The organism is Hanamia caeni, from assembly GCF_003721595.1.
In the GTDB taxonomy this organism is placed as follows: domain Bacteria; phylum Bacteroidota; class Bacteroidia; order Chitinophagales; family Chitinophagaceae; genus Ginsengibacter; species Ginsengibacter caeni.
Window position 1 is genome coordinate 35,443 of the sequence record NZ_RJJR01000013.1, and the last position, 22,299, is coordinate 57,741.

General features: G+C 39.9%; 20 protein-coding genes and 1 riboswitch. Of the genes, 7 read left to right on the forward strand and 13 right to left on the reverse strand.

Features of this window, described 5'->3' with window-relative positions:
* Nucleotides 1–107: 107 nt before the first annotated feature.
* Nucleotides 108–2,045: an acetate--CoA ligase gene (gene acs, locus EFY79_RS14995; RefSeq protein WP_123121543.1), complete on the forward strand. Its 1,938-nt coding sequence runs from the start codon at nucleotides 108–110 to the stop codon at nucleotides 2,043–2,045.
* A 33-nt stretch (nucleotides 2,046–2,078) separates the two neighbouring features.
* Here the strand turns inward: acs and EFY79_RS15000 are convergent, their stop codons facing one another.
* Nucleotides 2,079–3,206 carry an AI-2E family transporter gene (locus EFY79_RS15000; protein WP_123121544.1) on the reverse strand — a complete coding sequence of 376 codons (1,128 nt, stop codon included), beginning with the start codon at nucleotides 3,204–3,206 and terminating at the stop codon, nucleotides 2,079–2,081.
* A gap of 254 nt (nucleotides 3,207–3,460) precedes the next feature.
* On the opposite strand from EFY79_RS15000, the gene EFY79_RS15005 reads away from it, so the two are divergent.
* On the forward strand, nucleotides 3,461–4,693 hold the full coding sequence (locus EFY79_RS15005) for an S-adenosylmethionine:tRNA ribosyltransferase-isomerase (protein WP_123121545.1): 1,233 nt from the start codon (nucleotides 3,461–3,463) through the stop codon (nucleotides 4,691–4,693).
* Between the two features lie 15 nt (nucleotides 4,694–4,708).
* Here the strand turns inward: EFY79_RS15005 and EFY79_RS15010 are convergent, their stop codons facing one another.
* From EFY79_RS15010 to EFY79_RS15030, 5 genes are all read right to left on the reverse strand, one after another.
* The gene (locus EFY79_RS15010) at nucleotides 4,709–4,954 is read right to left on the reverse strand and encodes a hypothetical protein (RefSeq protein WP_123121546.1); all 246 of its coding nucleotides are present in this window, start codon (nucleotides 4,952–4,954) and stop codon (nucleotides 4,709–4,711) included.
* A 60-nt stretch (nucleotides 4,955–5,014) separates the two neighbouring features.
* The gene (locus EFY79_RS15015; protein WP_123121547.1) at nucleotides 5,015–5,488 is read right to left on the reverse strand and encodes a ribonuclease H-like YkuK family protein; all 474 of its coding nucleotides are present in this window, start codon (nucleotides 5,486–5,488) and stop codon (nucleotides 5,015–5,017) included.
* A 146-nt stretch (nucleotides 5,489–5,634) separates the two neighbouring features.
* On the reverse strand, nucleotides 5,635–7,230 hold the full coding sequence (locus tag EFY79_RS15020) for a zinc-dependent metalloprotease (RefSeq protein ID WP_123121548.1): 1,596 nt from the start codon (nucleotides 7,228–7,230) through the stop codon (nucleotides 5,635–5,637).
* Nucleotides 7,231–7,280: 50 nt separating this feature from the next.
* Nucleotides 7,281–7,724, reverse strand: a complete 444-nt coding sequence (locus EFY79_RS15025; RefSeq protein ID WP_123121549.1) for a hypothetical protein — start codon at nucleotides 7,722–7,724, stop codon at nucleotides 7,281–7,283.
* Nucleotides 7,725–7,851: 127 nt separating this feature from the next.
* Nucleotides 7,852–8,217: a CoA-binding protein gene (locus EFY79_RS15030; protein WP_123121550.1), complete on the reverse strand. Its 366-nt coding sequence runs from the start codon at nucleotides 8,215–8,217 to the stop codon at nucleotides 7,852–7,854.
* Between the two features lie 341 nt (nucleotides 8,218–8,558).
* Between EFY79_RS15030 and EFY79_RS15035 the strand changes: the two genes are divergently transcribed.
* Nucleotides 8,559–9,827 carry a Gfo/Idh/MocA family oxidoreductase gene (locus tag EFY79_RS15035; RefSeq protein WP_123121551.1) on the forward strand — a complete coding sequence of 423 codons (1,269 nt, stop codon included), beginning with the start codon at nucleotides 8,559–8,561 and terminating at the stop codon, nucleotides 9,825–9,827.
* Nucleotides 9,828–9,853: 26 nt separating this feature from the next.
* On the forward strand, nucleotides 9,854–11,839 hold the full coding sequence (locus tag EFY79_RS15040) for a 3-keto-disaccharide hydrolase (RefSeq protein WP_233578026.1): 1,986 nt from the start codon (nucleotides 9,854–9,856) through the stop codon (nucleotides 11,837–11,839).
* A gap of 47 nt (nucleotides 11,840–11,886) precedes the next feature.
* On the opposite strand, the gene EFY79_RS15045 is transcribed toward EFY79_RS15040, so the two are convergent.
* Nucleotides 11,887–12,420 (reverse strand): pyridoxamine 5'-phosphate oxidase family protein, encoded by a 534-nt coding sequence (locus EFY79_RS15045; RefSeq protein WP_123121553.1) that lies wholly within the window; start codon nucleotides 12,418–12,420, stop codon nucleotides 11,887–11,889.
* Nucleotides 12,421–12,712: 292 nt separating this feature from the next.
* Here EFY79_RS15045 and EFY79_RS15050 point away from each other — a divergent pair, with 292 nt between their 5' ends.
* Nucleotides 12,713–13,294, forward strand: a complete 582-nt coding sequence (locus EFY79_RS15050; protein ID WP_123121554.1) for an LOG family protein — start codon at nucleotides 12,713–12,715, stop codon at nucleotides 13,292–13,294.
* Between the two features lie 44 nt (nucleotides 13,295–13,338).
* Here the strand turns inward: EFY79_RS15050 and EFY79_RS15055 are convergent, their stop codons facing one another.
* Complete coding sequence (locus EFY79_RS15055; RefSeq protein ID WP_123121555.1) at nucleotides 13,339–13,845, reverse strand: CinA family protein; 507 nt, start codon at nucleotides 13,843–13,845, stop codon at nucleotides 13,339–13,341.
* Nucleotides 13,846–14,009: 164 nt separating this feature from the next.
* Complete coding sequence (locus EFY79_RS15060) at nucleotides 14,010–14,444, reverse strand: DoxX family protein (protein WP_123121556.1); 435 nt, start codon at nucleotides 14,442–14,444, stop codon at nucleotides 14,010–14,012.
* A gap of 241 nt (nucleotides 14,445–14,685) precedes the next feature.
* A riboswitch (cobalamin riboswitch) is annotated at nucleotides 14,686–14,896 on the forward strand.
* A gap of 110 nt (nucleotides 14,897–15,006) precedes the next feature.
* Here EFY79_RS15060 and EFY79_RS15065 point away from each other — a divergent pair.
* Nucleotides 15,007–15,981 (forward strand): ribonucleotide-diphosphate reductase subunit beta, encoded by a 975-nt coding sequence (locus tag EFY79_RS15065; RefSeq protein WP_123121557.1) that lies wholly within the window; start codon nucleotides 15,007–15,009, stop codon nucleotides 15,979–15,981.
* A 129-nt stretch (nucleotides 15,982–16,110) separates the two neighbouring features.
* Entirely contained in the window at nucleotides 16,111–17,787 is a 1,677-nt protein-coding gene (locus tag EFY79_RS15070; RefSeq protein WP_233578027.1) for a ribonucleoside-diphosphate reductase subunit alpha, read from the forward strand.
* Nucleotides 17,788–17,941: 154 nt separating this feature from the next.
* Here EFY79_RS15070 and EFY79_RS15075 read toward each other — a convergent pair whose 3' ends face one another.
* The 4 genes from EFY79_RS15075 to porL all read right to left on the reverse strand — a co-directional run bounded on the left by EFY79_RS15075 (nucleotide 17,942) and on the right by porL (nucleotide 22,171).
* Nucleotides 17,942–18,394 (reverse strand): PA2169 family four-helix-bundle protein, encoded by a 453-nt coding sequence (locus EFY79_RS15075; RefSeq protein ID WP_123121558.1) that lies wholly within the window; start codon nucleotides 18,392–18,394, stop codon nucleotides 17,942–17,944.
* A gap of 366 nt (nucleotides 18,395–18,760) precedes the next feature.
* Nucleotides 18,761–19,798, reverse strand: coding sequence for a type IX secretion system ring subunit PorN/GldN (gene porN / locus EFY79_RS15080; RefSeq protein ID WP_123121559.1), 1,038 nt, complete (start codon nucleotides 19,796–19,798; stop codon nucleotides 18,761–18,763).
* A gap of 20 nt (nucleotides 19,799–19,818) precedes the next feature.
* Nucleotides 19,819–21,348, reverse strand: coding sequence for a type IX secretion system motor protein PorM/GldM (gene porM / locus EFY79_RS15085; RefSeq protein WP_123121560.1), 1,530 nt, complete (start codon nucleotides 21,346–21,348; stop codon nucleotides 19,819–19,821).
* Nucleotides 21,349–21,403: 55 nt separating this feature from the next.
* Nucleotides 21,404–22,171 (reverse strand): type IX secretion system motor protein PorL/GldL, encoded by a 768-nt coding sequence (gene porL / locus EFY79_RS15090; protein WP_123121699.1) that lies wholly within the window; start codon nucleotides 22,169–22,171, stop codon nucleotides 21,404–21,406.
* Nucleotides 22,172–22,299 lie beyond the last annotated feature (128 nt).

Genomic DNA, 22,299 nt, shown 5'->3' on the forward strand with positions numbered 1-22,299 from the left:
GTGAAGCAATAAATAATAAGATTTTTAATTTCGCGATAGAAATTATTTTCTAAATCACCACCAACCTGGTCAAAAACATAACGTATTAACCAATAAACTTTTCAATTATGGAATATCCTTATCAGATTAAAACACAGGAAGAATATGAACAAGCCTACAAAAAGAGTATAGAAAATCCTGAAGAATTTTGGGCAGAAGTGGCCGAAAATTTTTTGTGGAAAAAGAAATGGGATAAGGTGTTGGACTGGAATTTTACGGAACCAAAAATCGAGTGGTTTAAAGGCGCTAAGCTAAATGTGACGGAGAATTGCATTGACCGCCATTTGAAAACCATGGGCGAAAAACCAGCAATAATCTGGGAGCCAAATAATCCGGAAGAAAGGACCAGGATTGTTACTTACACAAGATTGCACAAAAGAGTTTGCCAGGTAGCCCAAATGCTCATTAACAACGGAGTAAAAAAAGGCGACCGGGTTTGTATTTACATGGGAATGGTGCCCGAGCTGGCTTATGCGGTGCTGGGCTGCGCGCGAATTGGTGCGATACATAATGTAATTTTTGGCGGCTTTTCGGCCCAAAGCATCGCTGACAGGATTGACGATTCCAAAGCAGAATTCATCATCACCTGTGATGGCGCTTATCGCGGGACGAAAGATATCCCTTTAAAAAGCGTGATTGACGATGCGCTGATAGGAAATAAAACAATTAAAAAAGTGATAGTGTATACGAGGACAAGACGGCCGGTTTCTATGATAAAAGGCAGGGATGTATGGTGGGAAGATGAAATGGACCATGCATTGTTCCAGATTGAAAAAAACAACGAAGTAAGTTTTCCCGCTGAAGAAATGGATGCAGAAGATCCTCTTTTCATTTTATATACATCGGGCTCTACAGGCAAGCCCAAGGGAGTGGTACATACGAACGCAGGCTATATGATTTGGACCACGTACACTTTTGTAAATACGTTTCAATACAAACCGGACGACGTCTATTTCTGCACGGCCGATATTGGCTGGATTACCGGCCACAGTTACATCGTTTACGGACCGCTTGCCGCAGGCGCTACCAGCCTTATGTTTGAAGGAATACCCACATGGCCGGATGCAGGAAGATTTTGGGACATCGTAGATAAATACAAAGTAAATATTTTATATACTGCGCCCACAGCCATCCGCAGCCTGATGAGCTTTGGCCTGGAGCCTCTGCAGGGAAAAGATTTATCTTCCCTGAAAGTGCTGGGAAGTGTAGGCGAGCCTATCAACGAAGAAGCGTGGAATTGGTATTATGATAATATCGGGAAAAAGAAATGCCCGATTGTTGATACATGGTGGCAAACAGAAACGGGTGGAATTTTAATCTCTACCATTGCAGGAGTTACACCCGCCATTCCAAGTTGGGCTACGCTGCCTTTACCAGGCGTGCAGCCGGTTTTGATGGATGAAAATGGGAAAGAAGCAACGGAGAAAGATGAGAACGGATTGATAAAAGGAAATCTCTGCATGAAAGCGCCATGGCCGGGCATATTGCGTACCACGTATGGCGATCACGAACGTTTCCGGAAAAATTATTTTTCAGCTTACCCTGGTTTTTATTTTAGCGGTGATGGCGCTCTAAAAGATGAAAAGGGCAATTACCGCATTACAGGAAGAGTAGACGATGTACTTAATGTGAGTGGCCACCGCATTGGCACAGCAGAGATTGAAAACGCTATCAACCTGCACGCGGGTGTGGTTGAAAGTGCAGTAGTTGGCTATCCTCATAGTATTAAAGGTCAGGGAGTTTATGCGTTTGTAATCACCGAGAAAAAACATCCTGAAGACGAACGCTCCAAGCAGGATATTTTAGAAACCGTGGCAAGAGTGATTGGGCCGATTGCCAAGCCTGATAAAATCCAATATGTAGATGGCCTTCCTAAAACAAGAAGCGGAAAAATAATGCGCCGCATTCTTCGCAAAATTGCCGAAGGCGAATTAGAAAATCTTGGAGATATCACCACCCTGTTAGACCCCGGAGTAGTGGATGAGATTAAGAAAAACAGGATATGAATTTAAACTAACCTTTTACACAACAGGCAGGCCTCAAGCCTGCTTGTTGTCTTTATTGCCATTGGCTACCGAAGTCGACTCATTCTTTTTTTCCTGTAGGCTTTGAGGCTTTACTTCTTCATCGCCTAATAATATTCCGAGTGATTGAAGATTTTTGATCCTGTCGAAAATAACTTTGGCAATGGCGAGGTAAGGAATTGATAAAAACATTCCCGGAATGCCCCACATTAATTCGCCCGCTACCACGCCCAACACTACCATCAATGGATTAATTTTTACCTGTGAGCCAACAATTTTTGGCATAAGCAAATTACTATCGATTAAATGAATGCAAACCACCGCAATGGCAACATACAACGCATGTGTAGCATCAACGGTTGCAAACGTGATGATGGTGCTTATTGCAAGCGCAGTAAAAATCCCCACATAAGGAATAAGATTAAAAAATCCTACGATAAGCCCTAACAGAAACACATATTTAATTCCCAAAATCCAGAAGACAAGGCTGCTAATCCCAACAAGAATCGCCAGCTCAAAAAATAAACCTGTGATATATTTCCGGATTATATTTTTTATATGTTCCGAAATATCATAAATCAATGCTTTATGCTTTTCAGTAAAAGCGGCCACTAAAAATACCATCCAGCGATTGCGGTAAATTAAAATAAACAACGTATAGATAATGACAAAAACCAACATAAGAAGAATGGAAGAAATCGACAAAACAGTTTTTTCAAGGATAGTCCCTCCTGAGTCTAAAACCGTCTGTGTGCTTTTGTGCAGGTATTCCGTTTGTTGTTCCACGTTTACATGAAACGTACGTGAAAGCCAGGCTTGCGCATCATTAAATAATTGCGTAACCTGAAGCTTTAACAGCGGCCATTCTTTTCCCAAATCAGCGATTTGCGAACCGAGCGCATAAAATATTAAACAAACCGCTATCAGCAGAAGTACCACCGCTACTATCGATGCTATCGACCTGGAAAACCTCAGCTTGTTTTCCATAAAATTGCAAACGGGCAATAACAGCAGCGAAATCAAAAAAGCGAAGGATAATGGCAGTAAAATCTCTTCGCCAATAATCACCAGGTAGCCTCCGCCAATCAGGATAATGATAATGCAGGCAAGTTTTAAATAAGCCGAAAGCACCATTGTTTTCATAAAATTTCTATTTAGGATGAATTACAACACACAGCAACACAGATGCAATTTAAAATTTATGGAAAAGAATCATAAAAAATTAAACCGTTAACATTTTCAACACAGTAAATCAACCTGCTACCGGCAGGTAGACAAATTATCGTGGTTTTTATTTTGCAAAAAAAAATTACACCGCCAGAAATAAATGGGAAGCGGATTTTGTTCATTCAAATGTGAAGCTCATTTTAAAATAATTTTTTTGTTTCCTTTGCACCATGCATCCAAAAGATTTGACAATAGAAGATTTTAATTACCACCTTCCTGAAGAAAAAATTGCAATCTATCCTTTAGCCCAACGAGACCAATCCAAATTACTCATTTATAAAAATGAAAAAATTTCGGAAGACATTTATAGAAATGTAGCTGAATATCTGCCCCGAAATTCTTTTCTTGTTTTTAATGATACCAAGGTAATAAAAGCGCGAATTCTTTTTCAAAAGCCAACAGGTGGTGTGATAGAAATTTTTTGCCTCGAGCCGCATGAAAAAATTAGTGATTACGCCGTAGTGCTGCAGCAAAAAAAATCAACAAACTGGAAATGTATGATTGGTGGGGCGGGAAAATTGAAAGAAAAATTTCTTTTGAAAAAGTTTTTTATTGGAGAAAATGAAATCACATTAAAGGCTTTGCTTATTGAAAAATTAAGCGATGCTTATGTGGTGCAGTTATCGTGGAATCCGGGCGGTTATTCTTTTGCCGAAATCATGGAACATGCAGGCCAAACGCCGCTTCCGCCTTACATAAAAAGAAAGGTAGAAGAAAGCGACTCGGAAAAATATCAAACCATCTATTCGCATTATGAGGGTTCTGTAGCTGCACCCACGGCAGGTTTGCACTTTACCGAAGAAATATTTTCTTCATTAAAAAGTAAAAAAATTGGAACCGGATTTGTGACGCTGCATGTAGGCGCAGGCACTTTTAAACCGGTGAAAGCAGATAAAATGGAAGGCCACGAAATGCATGCCGAATGGATTGACGTGTCTGCAAAATTTATTGAGCAATTAATTCAACATATTCCGAACGATATTGTTTGCGTGGGAACCACCTCAGTAAGAACGGTTGAAAGCCTCTACTGGATGGGCCTCAAGACTTTCCTGAATCCTGAAATCGAATTTGAAAAATTGAAAATCAATCAATGGGAAGTGTATGAGGGTGAATTATTAAAAATGAAATTGTCTGCCAAAGAATCATTAACTTCTTTATTGAATTATTTAATTATTAAAAAAACAGAAAGGCTTCTTATTCAGACTCAAATAATAATAGCTCCGGGATACGAATTCAAAATTATGCGGTGTATCATCACCAATTTTCACCAGCCTAAATCAACCTTGCTCTTGCTGGTTTCGGCTTTGATTGGAGAAAACTGGAAAAAAATTTATGAATATGCGCTGAGCCACGATTTCAGGTTTTTAAGTTATGGCGATGGCTGTTTAATTTTTAAGGATTAAGTAAATCCACGGTAGTTATTTGTCTATCATTTTTTTCAAATTGTCTCCAAAATAAGAAAGGCCACCAACAGAAATGGCAGCCATAAAAATGTTTACGGCCAGGCTAAAGCGATAGCTGAAAAAATAGAAAAAGCTTCCCATAGAAATTGCAAACCAGGCAAAGCGGATAAGAAAGGCTGTTTGCGCATCTCTGTATTTATTAAACAATATGAGGAGAGAAAAACAGATGAATACAAAAAGAATAATCAATAAATTCTTCATCGCTGTAATTAAACATTTTCATCGCGCTAAGCATTGAGCCTTTTGCCTTCAGCTTTCCGCCTAATTCACCATCTTATCTGCGCAGCAACTGCTGGCAAAGGCTTCCGGCTTGGCTTTGAAAGCAAAACCCATTCCCAGGATGTATCCCATTGCTTCGCGTAAAGCTTCATTGCTCCTGAAATGGGGGTTGGTATTGATGTCGGCATGCACTTCCATATCCACATCATAAGTGGTAAACAGATCGCATAGTTCATAAGCGATTTCAATGCTTTTGGCCACTTCTACCAGCATGCGTTCTTTGATGCTGTACTTCTGTTCTGTTTTTTCATTATGAATAAACATAAAGCCTCCGCGGCCTTCGCGAAGGAAAACAATTACTGTGGCAAATTCGGTTTCTTTACTTCTTACCTGGCTGTCGGTGCCAATGCAGACTTTTAGTCTGTGGCCAGCTTCAGTTTCTTTTTGGATAGCTTTTTCAACAGCAGTTTTGATGGGAAGTTCGATTGATTCTCCGTTAAATTTTCTCCATAGCATAAAATAAGGTTTATTAAAAGTACCGATATTTTATAAATGTTGATTCACTATTTATAGTAAACTGATAAATTTTTAGAATTTTTTTTCTATAAAAACAAAAGGGGACAGCCCCTAACGCTGCCCCCTAACTTACACATGAATCTACCTTACAGTTTTAAAACTCGTTGTGTTGTTTTCCGGGAATTACAAATGATTTGAAGGATATAAATTCCGTTGGGAGAATTTTTAATATGGATATTTGAAACACCGGCTTCGCCTTTTCCAGTCTTTATGATGCGTCCGCCCATGTCTGCAAGCTGGTATTGATAATTTTGCGAGGCATTGATGGTGATATCAGAAGTAACGGTTGATGTTATGTTTATCAAGCTTCCTTTTGCTTCTGTTCTTTTTAAAGGCACAATATTGGAATAGCTTTCCTGGCCTGTTACTGAAATCACTTTAAGCCTGTAAAAAATATTTTCATTCAATAATGGTTCATAGCTGAAACTCTTTTCTGTGTTGGATAAATTAGTAAGCGTGTTAAAGATTGCACCATCAGAAGAACTTTCAAGCGTCAAAGATTTTATTGGCTCGTCTGCAATGATGCTCCATTTTAATTCATGCTTATCTTTTTGAACTTCGCCAGAAAGCAATACCTGGCTAATAGGCGTGACGCTCAGCGGCGAATAGGTGCCTGCTAACCTGTAGGAACCAAGGCTTCCATAATTGCTCGTATTGGCATTGCCGGATCCATTTACCACAATGAAGTAATCACCGGCCATCAATGTAGTATCAACTGATACGTCAAGTTTTTCTTGCGGGCTATACACCTGTACTACATTCATATCGCTGTTAAGCAATGTTAGTTCTATATCCAGATCTGCGCCTTCATTATTTGGGCCTACTGCATAAGGACTTGCCTCTATTTTTACAAGGCCATTTTTTGGTAGATTTATTTTGAAAGCATCTTTGTCTGTATTTGTAGTAATAATTCCATCAGATGAAAATTCAGTATTCTTTACGGATAATATCGTCGGATTATCGGCTGGATTATTACCATGATCATCTTGCCGGTAAGTGAATCCGTTTCGGGAAGTAATGATTGAAAGATTGTCCTGGTCTGAGGTGCAGCCATAAGGTGTTGGGCCGTTATTCCATCCGGATAAATTACGGTAATAGCTGTTTCCCATTACCGGCGCCCAGCTTGTTTCGCCCAGCCCGGTTCCCTCATTATAAGTGGAAACAAGGTTGCAGTTATCACTGTACTTGGCCTGGTGAGAAAGGCCCACTGTATGGCCGCTTTCGTGTGTACAGCATTCTGCAATTAATTTAGGAACATTTCCAAGTTTATTAGTGAAAACAAATCCGGGCGTGTCATCTCCCCAAACAAACGAGCCTGTGAAAGAAACGCCACCGACATTTCCGGCATACCAATCGCTGCTTGGCGTCACAATAATTCTGATTCTTTGCGCCAGCGGAGCCGCCAAAAACACTGAAGAATCGGTAGTAATATTAATATTGAAAGGGCGATAGTCTTCAGAAATACGGTTAAAAATATTGGTGATTTGGTCATCAGTTAACACTGCCGGCTGGCAATAAAATGTAGCCCCTCCGTTCCACGAAGTGCCGGTCACAGTTTGGCCATCAAAATCGAAATAGATGGTGGCTTTGGCCGAAGGAAAACTGCTGAGCTTGGGCAATGAATAGGTTTTGAAAGAAATTAGAAAAATTGGGATAAGGGTTAGAGGTAGAAACTTTTTCATGGTAAGGGATTTTTTTATTTTACCGTTGTTAGGGCAACGGATATAGGGTTTTAAAAATCTTCTATCAGTGCATCAGTTTGAATTTTATGCATGGCATAAGCGCCATTATCTTCTTTTTTTAATTGGTATCCGTCGGCAGAATTGTTATTAATCAATCTGCCTACATAGATGATGGATTTATCGCTGTTAATTCTTCTGGAAATAGCAAGGATCGTATTGTCCAGCGCGGCGGATTTTACAATCACGGTGTGCAGGCTGTCATATCTTTTTATGGAAGAGGTTACAATTCCGTTGAAGGCGAAACCGCCAAAATTTAATTTTACTTTGCTTCCTTCAGTAACTGCAAACGCTTTGCTGAGTTCCTCGTCGGGAGTTTGTAGTCTCGATGCGTATTTATAAAAGTAATTATGCTTGCCTGGCGCTGGTTGTGAATAGCTGCAGTATGAAAGCATCATGAGCACAGATATAGCAGCCAATTTGTACATGATTTTCATAGTTAGGGTTTTTTATTTTTAAAATCCTGGATGCAATAAAAACGGTAATCCATCCAAAATATTACACTAACTATGAAAAAATCATTGATATGCTGAAAGTTGCGTGAAAATACTCAGTGAAAAAGTATTAATACTGGCGGGTGCTTAGTAAAACCAACGTGCATGCGTGTTGGGTATCTATATTATTTTCCCTTGCGAGTTTTTCCAACTCATCATTTTCTGCGCCGGGATTAAAGATGATTCGTTTTGGCTTCTGGGCGAGAATATAATCGTAATATGGCTTTTGATTATTGGCATTCAGGTAAAGGGTCACTGTATCAAGATTTTCAACCTGAACCTGTTGATTAATTACTTCTATATCCTTTACGGTGCCGGTGCGTTTGCCAATAGCTACTACATCGTGGCCCTCATTGCGAAGCTTATTAATCGCCAGAAAGCTGTATCGCGAAGGATTTGAAGAAGCGCCCAATACCAAAGTCTTTTTGTTTTCCATATTGTTAAAGCCTTCTACAGCCAGGGTTTACGGGTCTGTTTCTATAGAAGCATAAACGAATTTACTAAAATTATTTTCGATTTGGATGATGGAACCGGTAAGCGAAAAACACATAGACCAGTAAACGAAAAAATAATTATGATTTTTATTTTACGTATCCTATTTGATAGAAGACAATGTATCAGCAGCCATCAAGCCGATTTTATTCAATGATGTTCATTCCCTGCATCAGCCAAATGAAAGAAAGATATGTTGAATATTAAGGCGCTCTTGTTTTCGCCAAATCGTTTTCATTATATTTACAGGAATAACTAAGCTTGAACTAATAACTATTACATAGGATGAAATCTTCAGAAAAAAACAGTCGGCGCCGTTTTATAAAAAATGCTGCTGCGGTAGCTGCTGGTATTTATATTGTTCCCAGGCACGTTTTAGGCCGCGGGTTTATAGCGCCAAGCGATCAATTGACGAAGGGAATTGTAGGCGTAGGCGGCATGGGTCGTGGACATATTCCTTACGCCGGAACGCGTGTCGTAGCAATTTGCGACGTGGATAAAAACCACTTAGCCCAGGCGGCAAAAATGATCGGTAGCGGCGTGAAAACATTTCATGATCACCGCGAACTTATTGCTTTGCCTGAAGTGGATATTGTGCACATTGCAACGCCGCCCCACTGGCATGGTCTTATTTCAATTGATGCCGCCAATGCAGGAAAAGATATCTGGTGCGAGAAACCAATGACCAGGACGATAGGAGAGGGCAAGCGAGTGATTGAAGCAGTGCAGCAAAACAAAAGAATGTTTCGCTTAAACACCTGGTTCAGGTTTGAAGATATTTTTTATGGGATGGGTACAACCGTGCGGCCTATAAAAAAGTTGGTGGAATCCGGCCTGCTGGGTTGGCCGCTGACCGTAACCATTAGCAAGACCACGGGCTTTGACTGGAAGTTTTATTGGGTAGGCAAAACAAATTTAGAAAAAATGCCGGTGCCCCCGGAATTGGATTATGACCGATGGCTCGGTCCGGCTCCTTACAAGCCATACAATCCACACAGGGTGCATCAGACTTTCCGGGGATACTGGGATTATGATGGAGGAGGCCTCGGCGATATGGGGCAACATTATATCGATCCTGTCCAATATTTTTTGGGCAAAGACAATACGAGCCCTGTATTAATCGAAGTGGACGCGGAGCAACAAAACTGGGATGCAGTCGGCACTTTCCGAAAATTGACTTTTACGTACGATGATGGTTGCAAAATTATTTTAGATGGAGAGGCTAAAGATCCTGATGCGGCGTACATCTCAGGGCCAAAAGGAAAATTATTCAAAGGTTTTAAATCAGACATTCCCAACCTGGACCAGAAGCTGGCTATGATGCCTGATCCCGAGCCACAAGTGACTAACTTTTTAGACTCAGTAAAATACAGGAAAACGTTTGCGCTCAACGAAATGAATGGTTTCCGGTCATGCTCAATAATTAATTTGGGAAAGATTGCCTTACGGCTTGGAAGGACTTTGCATTTTGATCCGGAGACTCAATTATTCATTAATGACAACGAAGCTAATTATTTGATAAATCCGCCGATGCGCGGCCCATGGCATCTTTAAAAAAAATTACTGCAAAAATTATTTGTATGAAGAAATATTTTTCCTTTTTATTAATTGGAACTTTTCTGCTTTCAACTGCTTATTATTCGCAGGCGCAAAAACAGAACGAGGGCGTATTGTCAACAATCGAACTTTTTCCTTTTCAGCAGATGGCTAATGCCAGCGATGCGGTAAAAGTTATGGATACATGGAAAAAGAAAGATTGGAAAAAAGCCATCAAATATCTTGACGATGATTCTCTTAAGGTGAAGGCAAGCTATGCGATTAATGCGTATGTGAATGCATCTGCTTTGGATGAGTCGAAAAAAAATTCATTGATTGCTTTGTTGAAGAAATATTCGTCTTCCGCCAAGACCGAATACGCTAATCTTTTTATTCAATCGCAATTGAAGTTATTGACAGATAGTGTACTTGTTCATCGCCAAAATACCTCTTTACCAAAACTTCCGGAGATAAGACCAACGAAGAAGATTGCTTCAAATGATGTGCAACAATTATTGAATTTAGAAGATGAAATCGCAAAGGCCGTAAATCCGTTACAGAAAAAAGATATTCTATGGGAAACATCGAAAATCCCAGGATTCAGCAGTTTTATATTGGCAAGTAAATCCTTAAAAGATCCGGATGTTGCTTCCCAGGCCGCTTTAATTGTGGCCCGCCTTGCATTGAACGGTGATAATATTAAAGGCCCCGTGGTAAGAGAAGCACTGGAAACAGCCTTGCCTCTGATTAAAGGAGAAGACAGTGCAATACTTGTAAACCGTTTGCAACAGCATCTTGTAAAAATGCCATACGATTATGGTTTTGTAAATCTGTTCAATGGGGAAAATCTTAATGGATGGAAGGCCCTTGTTGGAAATCCGATTACCAGGTCAAAGATGACTGCTGCACAGCTACAGGCTGCGGAAGATTCTGCCAACGAAAAAACGAAGGGCGATTGGATAGCGAAAGACGGTCTCTTAATTTTTACCGGCCATGGTAACAACCTGGTAACCACCAAACAATATGGCGATATCGAAATGTATGTAGATTGGAAAATAGAACCCAAAGGAGATGCCGGCATTTATTTAAGAGGAACGCCACAAGTGCAGATATGGGATACGAGTAGAAGAGAAGTGGGCGCACAGGTTGGGTCTGGAGGATTGTACAACAATCAGAAAAATGAAAGTAAACCACTTTCTGTAGCTGATAATAAAGTGGGTGAATGGAATCGTTTCCATATCATTATGAAAGGCGACAGGGTAACGGTTTATTTAAACGGTATATTAGTTACCGATAATGTTCCGCTTGAAAACTATTGGGATCGTTCTATGCCTCTTTTTCCAAGAGAACAATTAGAATTGCAGGCTCATGGTACAGAGGTAGCCTATAGAAATATTTTTGTGAGGGAGTTGCCGACAAATACGCCTGATACCTTAACCCCGGAAGAAAAAAAGCAGGGATTTATTTCTTTGTTTGATGGCACTGATTTGGATCAATGGACGGGGAACAAATCAGGGTATGTGGTAAAAGACGGTGCTATAGAAGTGAACCCGCAAGATGGCAGCGGAGGTAATCTTTATACGAAAGATGAATTTGACAATTTCGTTTTGCGGTTTGAATTTCAGTTGAGTCCCGGGGCCAATAACGGCATTGGCATTCGCGCACCGCTGGAAGGCGATGCCGCCTATGTGGGTATGGAAATCCAGGTTTTAGACAATGAAGCTCCGAAATATAAAGACCTTCATGTTTACCAATATCATGGCTCAGTATATGGCGTGATACCTGCAAAGCGGGGATTTTTATTGCCTACAGGCGAATGGAATAAAGAGGAAATTATAGCGAACGGAAATAAAATAAAAGTGATTTTAAACGGCCATGTGATTTTGGATGGTGATATTAAAGAAGCTTCAAAGAATGGCACTTTGGACCATAAGGAACACCCGGGTTTGCTTCGCAAAAGCGGCCATATCGGGTTCCTGGGGCACGGTGATGTGGTTAGGTTTAAAAATTTAAGGGTAAAGAGATTATAAAAATCTCGCTTTTTTGAACTGACAAAAGCTTTCCTAAATAAGGTATCTCAAACTTTTAGAGCGCCCTCGATAGAATCATCCATTGTTTTACCTATAAGAGCGCCCGCAGCCACTTTTAGCAACGCAATTGCATTTCCATGTTTATTATCCCAATAGTATCCCCCGTCGCTTGCAATTTTGATTACGGAAATTCTGGGATCATTTTCGCCTTCAGTAAACCATGCTTTGGCAAGTGGTTCCCAAAGCTCTTTAATTAAAGCTTTATCGTCCGAGATGGTGGCGGTTCCATAAAGAGTTAAAAAGTCTGAATGTGCTGAGCCCTGGAAAAACAACTGCACTTTAGGGTTCACTGCTATGTCGCGGTTTTTGTGGCTATCCTTTGCACTTAAAAAATAAAGATTCCCCTCATCATCGACTTTTTGCACTGACATCGGCCGTGTATTTAACTTTGTGCCTGTAGCAAGGTTCGTGCAAAAAAAGCAGGTGTTTTTATTTGCCAGCTCTTTGATTTTTTTAGCAGCTTCTGCGTTTGAAAGATTTTCTTTATGAGTTCCATCCTGGTTTTTGTTGATGCTGTCCATATATATGTTTTTTGTTAGGGTATAATTTTATCAAAAAATGGGATAAAAATCATGCCATAAGTTATTTCGCTTTAAATCATCCGGAGCAGATCGCAGGAAAGTAAAGCAACAAATATTGACAGTTTCTATTTGCAAAACGTCAGCTTATTACCATCCCGCTGAAGCTGGTGTGAAAAAATATTGAAGTTTACTTTTTTGAGTGATTAAGAATCGGATTATTTAAAATTCAAAATGCTTAAAATACTTTCGCGGTAGCAATAGAATTTGGCAATGACAAAAAATAGAAAATCAAATGAAAAGAATAACCGTTTTTTGCGGCTCCAGTTCCGGTTCCGAAAGCATATTTGAGGAAATGGCGTATCAATTGGGAAAAACGTTAGCCAAAGAAAATATTGGTTTGGTTTACGGAGGAGCCAAAGTGGGATTGATGGGTGTTTTGGCAAATGGAGTTATTGAAAACCATGGCGAAGCTATCGGAGTATTACCGCGGTTTTTAAAAAACGTAGAAATAGCTCATGAGCATCTTACCGAATTAATTTGTGTTGAAACCATGCACCAGCGAAAGGCAAAAATGGATAAGCTTTCAGATGGCATCATTACGCTTCCCGGTGGATTTGGAACGCTCGAAGAATTCTTTGAAATGCTTACCTGGGCGCAGTTGGGATTGCACCAAAAGCCTGTCGCTATTTTAAACGTGAATGGTTTTTTTGACGATTTATTGTCTCTTTTTCATCTGATGGTGCAGAAAGGTTTTTTAAAGCAAATCAACCTGGATATGGTAATTGTAAGCGATGACATTGATGACTTATTGCAAAAAATGAAAAACTATCAGGCGCCATTAGCAGGGAAATGGATTGATAAAACGCAAACATGAACCATTAATACTATCGCTGCTTTGTACTTCTCACTTTTAGATTTTTATGATTTATTTATTGGCGACTGAAGCGCTTCAATTAATATTTGAAGGACTTTTTGCGTAAAGTCCATCTGCGTATCTGGCGGTTTTTGATGTGAGGAAATTATCTTCTTTGATTGAATCAGTGTATTTCCTTTTACAATAGCAACATGAGCGAATAATTGCTTAATATTTTTTTCTGGAACCGGGCTGGCATAGCCCGTAATTCCAATGCCATAATCTGATTTAAATAAATTGCATACCTCCTTAGCCATTTCAATCGAAACTTTTTCGGAAACACAATTTACCGCCAGTGCATGAATAGGTTCAACAAGCAGATGCCTGCATTTTTGACCAATGTTGTAAGCGGTAATGCCACCCTGGAAAAAAGTAGTTGCATTCATAGCCAGCGAAAAGGCGGCTTGTAGATTTCCTGATGTTACACTTTCGGCCACGGCGATAGTCGCCTTTTTCTTCTGCAGAAGCCCGCCCGCCTTATCTATTAATTTTAAATAATCCTTTTGTTCCATACTTTTTAGGAGAATCGTTTAAATAACTCAATAAAAATATTTTCAGTTCTATTGCTGAAAGTCAAAACAAAAAATATTCCATTCCTTCTCCAATGGCGGTGTACCTGCAAAACAAAAAATATGTGTATTTATTTGTTTACTGCGTTGAAGAAAATGCAGTCGGATTATTTATAAAAAATACTCTTCCTTTTGCTGAATAACAACTGGTCGAGCGAAATCCGGCCCGGCCCGGTAAAAAGTAATGCCAGAAAACAACAGAGATACAATAAACGCAGCTCCAATACATTAAATCCGTCTTTTGCGACAAACGCATGGAACCAAAAAATAACCACAAAATTGATGGCTAAAATAAAAGAGGCGAATCGTGAAAATAAGCCAACCAAAAGAAAGATTGCGCAAATGCCTTCGGCAAAGGCTGCAAGAGAAAAAGATAATTTAGCGCCAATGCCAATCGGATCCATAAAATGTATTTCCTGCCCGCCAAAAATTACCGACAATTTACCAAACCCATGCCCATAAAATAAGGCAAAGGCAAAAGCCACGCGGAGAATAAGTAAGCCTATATCTTTTCCGATTGTTGAGTCATTATTAAGCTTCATACTTGAAAATTTGGTGCCCGGCAATGATACGTAAATTATTAACTCATTTAAGATATGTCAACCCATCATAATGTTTCATTCTCAGCGTAGGAAATGCAAATTAAGAAGTGCCGTGCCAAAATTAATTTGGCATATTTAACTTATAAAAATTTTATTGCCGAACCCTTATCCATGCAGTATTATCTTAATTTTTCAACAGTAGGTGAATAACAATTTCAGACTATTTTTAAATTCTAAACTTACTTTACAAAAGAGTTCTGGTTGATAATTTCCAAAAAGAAATTTCATTAAAAGGGAATCCGGTGCAAACCCGGAACTATCCCCGTAGCTGTAATTCCGATGGATAACCGAATATTATTTTCAGCAATAGAAGCCACTGTTTGCCAATTGCATATGGGAAGGCTGCTGAAAAATGGAAGAGTCAGAAGACCTGCCAGTATATAAATTGAACAAACTTTCGGAGGAAAAGTAAGTCGCTGCCTTTGCTGCAAAGCTTTTGTATCATCGTCTTGACGTCTCATCTTTTCTTCAAAATATTAGATCATCTTAAATATATTTTGACATGGGATTATTTGATAAAAGAATTAATTATAAACCTTTTGAGTACCCTGAAATTTTACAGTTCACAGAAGCGATTAACCGCTCATTCTGGGTGCATTCCGAAGTGGACTTTACGGCAGATACCCAGGATTTCCAATCGCTGTTGTCGGCAAAAGAACAAAGCGCAATCAAGCGAAGCCTGCTGGTAATTGCGCAGATAGAGGTAGCTGTAAAATCTTTTTGGGGCAGCCTTTATTCGCATTTTCCCAAGCCCGAACTCAATGGGCTGGGCAGCACATTTGCAGAATGCGAATTTCGTCATTCAGAAGCGTATTCACGGCTCGTGGAAGTGCTGGGGTATAATGATGAATTTGAAAAGCTGGTACAGGTACCGGTAATAAAAGAAAGAATTAATTATTTAACCAGGGCTTTGAGCAATACCAAATCAGCCGACAGGAAAGAATACAGCATGTCGCTGATATTATTTACTATATTAATTGAAAATGTATCGCTATTCAGCCAGTTTGCGGTTATCCTTTCTTTTCCCCGTTTTAAAGGTTGGATGAAAAACGTAAGTAACATAATTGCGTGGACTTCTATTGACGAACAGGTGCACGCAAATGCAGGCATTTACCTCATTAATAAGATTAAGGAAGAATATCCCGAAGTGCTGGATGCGGCAACCATTTCAGACATCACAAATATGGTAAAAGAATCTATCGAAATAGAAACTCAAATCATTGATTGGATTTTTGAAAAAGGGGAAATAGAAACGATTCATAAGAGTGACCTGGTGAATTTTATAAAATTCCGGGTTGACGAAAGCATGGTTAAGATAGAATTACCTGAGCAATATTTTATCACTATGGATCAATATCAACCTATGAAGTGGTTTGAAGAGGAAGTTTTTGCCAACAGCCTTGATGATTTTTTTGCCAAACGTCCGGTAGACTATACCAAACACGATAAAAGCATTACAGCAAACGATTTATTTTGACGAAGTGAGCAATTATTAGGCAGCGGCATTTTTGTGTTTGGCTGGTTTATAATATTCCTGTTCCCCAGCTGGAACATTTTAAATTGTCTGAAAATGTCTGCATAAATAATCTTAAAAATTTGAATAAATATGGAAACTATATTTGAAACTGCCCCGGTTATGGAAAGGCTGTGGTGGAAAAATGACGAGAGCGAACAAAACCTGAACCGTGGATATCTTTTAAAAGGTGAAACAGTCGAAAAAGCAATAGAGAGGATTTGTAAGGCCGCTGCCCAAAGATTATATAAGCCAGAGCTTACGGAAGCCTTCCAGGAAATGATAGAACGCGGCTGGATGAGCCTGAGCTCGCCGATCTGGGCTAATATGGGCACAGAACGGGGATTACCTATTTCTTGTTTTAATGTTCATGTTCCGGATAATATAGAAGGCATTACCCATAAGCTCGGTGAAGTAATCATGCAAACCAAGCTGGGAGGTGGCACTTCGGGCTATTTTGGGGGGTTGCGTGGCCGGGGAAGCGCGGTGACTGATAATGGGAAAAGCAGCGGGGCCGTAAGTTTTATGCGTCTTTTTGATACGGCTATGGATACGATTTCACAGGGAGGTGTCAGAAGGGGAGCTTTCGCAGCTTACCTGGATATAGATCATCCTGATATCATGGAATTTCTTCAAATTAAAAACATTGGCCATCCAATCCAAAATCTTTTTTCGGGAGTTTGTGTGCCCGATTATTGGATGCAGGATATGATTGATGGTGATACTGCCAAAAGGGAAATTTGGGCCAGGCTGCTGGAATGCCGCCAGCAAAAGGGATTACCTTATATTTTCTTTTCAGATAATGTAAACAAAAACAAGCCGCAGGTTTATAAAGATTTATCTTATACCATCCATGCCAGCAACCTGTGCTCAGAAATAATGCTGCCTTCCACAGAAGATGAATCGTTTATATGTTGTCTTTCGTCAATGAATCTTGAAACGTATGACGAATGGAAAGATTCTGATGCGGTTCGTCTTGCGATATTTTTTCTCGATGCGGTTTTGCAGGAATTTATCGTAAAAACGGAAGATAACCACTACCTGAAAAATGCCAATCGCTTCGCTACGAGGCACCGGGCATTGGGTCTTGGAGCATTGGGCTGGCATTCGTATCTGCAAAAAAACAATGTTCCGTTTGAAGGAATGCGCGCAAAGCAACTCACCTCAATCATTTTTAAAGATATTCGCGAAAAGGCGGATAAGGCTTCGCAGGAGCTGGCCAGAATTTATGGTGAGCCGCCTTTGCTGAAGGGCTATGGAAGAAGAAATACTACTGTGATGGCAATTGCGCCTACTACCTCTTCTTCAGCTATCCTTGGCCAGGCATCTCCCGGCATCGAACCCTTTAGCAGTAATTATTATAAAGCAGGGCTTTCCAAAGGAAATTTTATGAGAAAAAATAAATACCTCAAAAAAGTTTTGGAAAAAAAAGGCATAAATAATGAAGACACATGGCGAAGCATAATGCTTCACCATGGAAGCGTGCAGCATCTTGCCGAACTTAGTGATGAAGAAAAAGCAGTGTTCAAAACCTTTAAAGAAATTAGCCAGCTCGAAATCATCCAGCAGGCATCTATCAGGCAGAAATACGTGGATCAATCGCAAAGCCTTAATTTGAATATTCCTTCAGGCATGCCTGTGAGAGAAGTAAACAAGCTTATGATTGAAGCGTGGAAGCTTGGGATAAAAACGTTGTATTACCAAAGAAGCCAAAGTGTTTCAAAGGAATTGGTAACCAGTTTGGTAGAATGCAAAAGTTGTGAAGGATGATATTTCATCATTCATTTTTTGAGATAAAATAAAAATTGCTGTTATTTCCTGGTTTACTGCCAGGGCATCCAATTTTAAAACGCATTACTTTTAGGGAAATCAAAATGCCCCAAAAAAATTTTCGGGGCATTTTGATTTCATTCGAAATAAAAAATTAAGCATTATCTCTCAATGCCTTCACCTGGTTGTGCGCTTTCAAAATTTCATCGTACTGATTCTTTATTGTGGCCGCTGCCTCAGGAGTCAGGTTGCTTTTATCCTCCAATACATTTTCGTAGGCTTTTTTGGCCACATCCTCACCATATTCGCAAGAGGAAAGAATTTTTTTGCGATCACCAGCGTCAATTGCATTTTTCACGTCCATCCATGCCCGGTAAAACTTTCCGGAAAGCCTGGTTTCATCACGAGCCGGCGCTTCTTCCGTAGGTACCAGTGAGCGAAGAACAGAATTGTTTGACTTGCTTTGATTACTAAACGTCGAAAACAGACTTTTTAAGTCTGCCTCTTTTGCTTGGTCCATTGCCTTTTGGTAACCTTCGTAGCGGTCATTATTAATAATGATAAGGTCATTTAAGGCTTCGGTTGTTTTTTCAATAGTTGTTTCCATAAAATAGGTTTAAATTAAATAGTTAATGGCTAAAATATTTCAACAAGTATACCAACCTCATTATATTGCCAATTTGTTGCTCGGATTTTAACCCGCCTATAAGTTTGTGGAAAAGAATACTTTAATCCGGTAAGAGAATGCCCACCTGGAACCGTTAAAAAATAACTATTCATTATATCGGTGGTGTGGCATTAGGCTACTCTTTAAACCACCTCGCAGTATTTTACGGCGCTTGCAATTTCCCTGAGCGTACAATTCGTTTTTTGAAGATATCTGTATTTGAAGGGTATAAAGTAGTTCACGACAAATGTCCACAAAAAAGGAGCCCTAAAGGCTCCCTTATATAATTCTTAAATAAAAATAATTTTAATAACTCCAGAGATTCTGTTCGTAATTAAATATTTCATTTTGAATTTTTTCTCCCTGTAATAACTGGAGAATAGGCCTGTCCTTTAACCCTGTCTGATTCTTCAGATAAGTATCGAATGGATTATCGAGCGTGCTTTTAATAATTCTTCCATGAAACATTCTTGATTCAAACAGGTCTTCCCAGGTCATACGGGCTCCGTAGTTCTTTCCGTTATACACATAATACTTTGCGAAAATCGGGCGCATATCAGGATAATATACCCAGAAAAGTTCAGTCTCTCCAAGATCTACCCCGGAAGCGGTTATCACTCTTTTTACTGGAGCAATGCCAAGGATTCTCCAAAACAATCTTGAACTTTGTTTGTCAAAAATTACTTCTTCCTTAATATGAAACTTATAGAAAGAATCAAGGTTAACCTCCTGTGTGGTTTCTTTATTGCCAATTACGTTTCCAAGTGAATCATAAATTGGAACAGTAACCGTCCCTCCGGAAATAGCTTTTGCTACTTCGGCTTTAGTCATTGGTGTGGTGAAACGATCGTCAATAGCATTAAAAGCCGTAACCCCGCCATTGTCCGGCCCATCCTGGATGGCTTTTAGAAGAATAGATATGAATCTCTGGTTTCCGTTATCCTCATTTGCTGAGTAGCGGAAAGGAAGGTTGATCTTTTCACGGGTATCTATTTCACGCCACAACCTTTCATCGTATGCAGCATCTTCTTGTCTTAACTGCTGATAAGGAAGCGGTGTCCTTTCCGTAATCAATCCGTTGTGAATGTCGAGAGCTGTTTCAGGCCGTAAAGAGGGCTTTACAGATTCGATAGGAAGACTGTCAACCGGAGGTGGAGGAGGCGCTATCACGGTGGCTGTATCAACTAAGGTTGGGTTGATAGTAGCGTTTGATTTTTCCGAGGTGGTTTTCTGCGCTGTAGCCCGTTTTTTAACCGTGCGCTTCTTTGCCTGGCCATTTGCAACATTGGATAATATTCCAAAGGAAAGCACCAGCATCAGAATTCTTAATGAGATAATTTTCATAGCCTTTTATTTATTCTATTTTAGTACAATATAAACCCTGGTCCCGGAATACTTCTCACTACGCCATCAGGCCCCTGCACTTTTACATTATCAAAGGTTACTGAGGTACCGGGAATGCATCTCTGTAAAAAACCTTTCACAGCCTCCAAACTTCCTCCATGTATTTCTGCTGATTGCGTATTTGGAAAGTTAGCACCTGTAAAATACATTGTTGCGCTTACAATGTTAAAATGTGCGTCGAAATCAAAATTTTCTAAATCAGCACGGGCGAAACTCTGGTTTTTGAAAACCACTGATTGAATTCTTCCGCCACCGCTTGGGCCTACTTTTACAACCGGGTCAGGAATTCTTTTTACCCTGAAGTCGTAGGTGCTTGCTTTTCCATCGGCATTTACTGTGATAGATGCCTTTCCAACCTGGCTCACTTTTACAGTGTATTTGCCTGGTCCTCCGGCAGCCGTCAATGAACCGCCAGCCATAGATACTTTTGTTTTGTCCCAACCAGTTCCTGATGAAATGGTTACCGGGTTTGGAACACCGATGTAAAATACATTCATTTTATCCAACATCACCGCTGCACCGCCTGGAGTTCCTACGGTATAGGTTAATGTTTGATGAACCGGCACTGGTTTGCCATCCTCACCAATGAACGAACCATTAATCTGTATAGAATGGTCGCCGGCTCCACTTACTGTAGTAGTGTAGGTGCCCTGGCCGTTTACCATATTTACTGGTTGTCCATTAATAGTTATATTACTCTTCACGCTGGAACTGTATGCTCCTACGCCCGCTGTAACTTTTAGTTCCTGCCCGGGCATTAAGTAAGTTGAATTAGCACCAACAATTACGCCCACCTGGTCCATATGAACTTCCACCGCTCCGATTTGGGAATGGCAATAAGTTACCACCATATTTTCAGCATTTTTGATACTGTTTTGGAACTTACTAAGCATAGTAAGCGCTGCAACAGTAGGAGTCATGTGAAAATACATTTGAGTAAAATCCTTGTGTTGTCCTTCCCTGGTTTTAAAATCTTTGGTTTCGGTATTTACCGGAAAATTGTTTTCAAATTGCTTTCTGATTGCGGGATCAATGTTTAGCATGTTTTGCTTATAAGCATCAAGTCTTGCCTTTAATCTTTCCCCTTCTTTATTTGTTTCAAAAAGACGGGTGGAGGCGTCGAGGTTATCTTCCCTGTAATCTTCGGTTCCATCTGGTTTAATACGAAGGTCCGCTGCCTTTTTGAGAGCCAGTTTCAAACTGTCGAGATAAGACATCATATCAGATGACAATTGTTTTGCCGTCATTGCCTTTGGCTCCCAAATTCCTGCCTTTTCTTGAGATTGAGGCTCTTTAAGTTTCTCTTCAAGTGATTTATACAAAGTATTATTGGATCCGGCTATAATTTTGTTAGAGGCAATTAAGCTTGTGTCAACAACCTTAAATGCATTAATCACCTCGTTTGATACATTCAGGGCAAGTATGGCTGTAAGTACCAGGTACATTACATTTATCATTTTTTGCCGTGGATCTCTAGGTAGTCCTGCCATTTTTATTTATTTTTCTGGGTGGTTTGGATTTTAGAATTTTGGATTATTTATCGGTTTACTGTCTTCCCTGCATTGCGCTAAGCATGTTTCCATACACCTGGTTTAATTTACCCAAATTATTGGCAAGGGCATTTATCTGTGCTTTAGTAGCTTGCGCGTCATCTACTGTGGCAACCATTACTTCACTGGCTTTGGCCATTTTTCCATAAAAGCTGTTCAAAGTTTTCAGATGATTGTTGCTTTCAGTAAGCTCCAGCTCATAGATGCTATTCAGTGAACCAAGATTTTTGGTCAGCACCTGCACTTGCTCATGAAATCCTTTTGCGCTGTCTGCTGCACTATTAAAGTTGCTCATGGTATTCGCAGAATTGGTATAAGCATCTTTCATTAATCCAAGCGCATTAGTAGCTTCTTTGGTTTTTGCAGAAAAATCACCGGTACTTTTTACAACATCACCTACTTCGCCAATCTGGCTAACGGTGACTCCGAGCTTTTGGAAATTTTCGCTAAGCCTTTTCATGTTTGCAGGGGTGATGTCGGCATCTTTCATCATTTTTTCCATCGATTGTAATGCAGGATTTCCTTCGGAAACGGCATGCACTGCAGGCGCGTGAGCTACATCGTGCGGTTTTGGTTTTACCCACTCAATAACGGCATATACCAGGAATATGGCGGTTTCAGTCCACATACCTACCGTAAGCATCGTGTCTGCATAGCTTTGATGGGTTAGTTTTGCCCAGGCGGCGAAAATTACTACTGCTGCACCGGCACTTACCAGTACGTCTATCAATGTCAGGAAATTTCTTTTAGGTTGTTGAATCATAACAGGGTTGGGTTTTTTAATTTTAAGGTTTTGTTTTTCTTTGTTGGTTCGCACAAAAAATGCCTATATTAATTACTTTTAAAATAACAATTAATACAGGCAGTAAAATGTTGAACTAAAATTTTTCT

Coding starts and splice junctions, on each gene's coding strand:
- EFY79_RS15045 (WP_123121553.1), bottom strand. CDS start 12,420: ATGGACAGCATCAACAAAAACCAGGATGGAACTCATAAAGAAAATCTT.
- EFY79_RS15040 (WP_233578026.1), top strand. CDS start 9,854: ATGAAGAAATATTTTTCCTTTTTATTAATTGGAACTTTTCTGCTTTCA.
- EFY79_RS15010 (WP_123121546.1), bottom strand. CDS start 4,954: ATGAAGAATTTATTGATTATTCTTTTTGTATTCATCTGTTTTTCTCTC.
- EFY79_RS15065 (WP_123121557.1), top strand. CDS start 15,007: ATGGGATTATTTGATAAAAGAATTAATTATAAACCTTTTGAGTACCCT.
- EFY79_RS15005 (WP_123121545.1), top strand. CDS start 3,461: ATGCATCCAAAAGATTTGACAATAGAAGATTTTAATTACCACCTTCCT.
- EFY79_RS15030 (WP_123121550.1), bottom strand. CDS start 8,217: ATGGAAAACAAAAAGACTTTGGTATTGGGCGCTTCTTCAAATCCTTCG.
- EFY79_RS15060 (WP_123121556.1), bottom strand. CDS start 14,444: ATGAAGCTTAATAATGACTCAACAATCGGAAAAGATATAGGCTTACTT.
- EFY79_RS15070 (WP_233578027.1), top strand. CDS start 16,111: ATGGAAACTATATTTGAAACTGCCCCGGTTATGGAAAGGCTGTGGTGG.
- porN (WP_123121559.1), bottom strand. CDS start 19,798: ATGAAAATTATCTCATTAAGAATTCTGATGCTGGTGCTTTCCTTTGGA.
- EFY79_RS15075 (WP_123121558.1), bottom strand. CDS start 18,394: ATGGAAACAACTATTGAAAAAACAACCGAAGCCTTAAATGACCTTATC.
- EFY79_RS15000 (WP_123121544.1), bottom strand. CDS start 3,206: ATGAAAACAATGGTGCTTTCGGCTTATTTAAAACTTGCCTGCATTATC.
- EFY79_RS15055 (WP_123121555.1), bottom strand. CDS start 13,845: ATGGAACAAAAGGATTATTTAAAATTAATAGATAAGGCGGGCGGGCTT.
- porL (WP_123121699.1), bottom strand. CDS start 22,171: ATGATTCAACAACCTAAAAGAAATTTCCTGACATTGATAGACGTACTG.
- EFY79_RS15025 (WP_123121549.1), bottom strand. CDS start 7,724: ATGAAAATCATGTACAAATTGGCTGCTATATCTGTGCTCATGATGCTT.
- EFY79_RS15050 (WP_123121554.1), top strand. CDS start 12,713: ATGAAAAGAATAACCGTTTTTTGCGGCTCCAGTTCCGGTTCCGAAAGC.
- EFY79_RS15020 (WP_123121548.1), bottom strand. CDS start 7,230: ATGAAAAAGTTTCTACCTCTAACCCTTATCCCAATTTTTCTAATTTCT.
- acs (WP_123121543.1), top strand. CDS start 108: ATGGAATATCCTTATCAGATTAAAACACAGGAAGAATATGAACAAGCC.
- EFY79_RS15035 (WP_123121551.1), top strand. CDS start 8,559: ATGAAATCTTCAGAAAAAAACAGTCGGCGCCGTTTTATAAAAAATGCT.
- porM (WP_123121560.1), bottom strand. CDS start 21,348: ATGGCAGGACTACCTAGAGATCCACGGCAAAAAATGATAAATGTAATG.
- EFY79_RS15015 (WP_123121547.1), bottom strand. CDS start 5,488: ATGCTATGGAGAAAATTTAACGGAGAATCAATCGAACTTCCCATCAAA.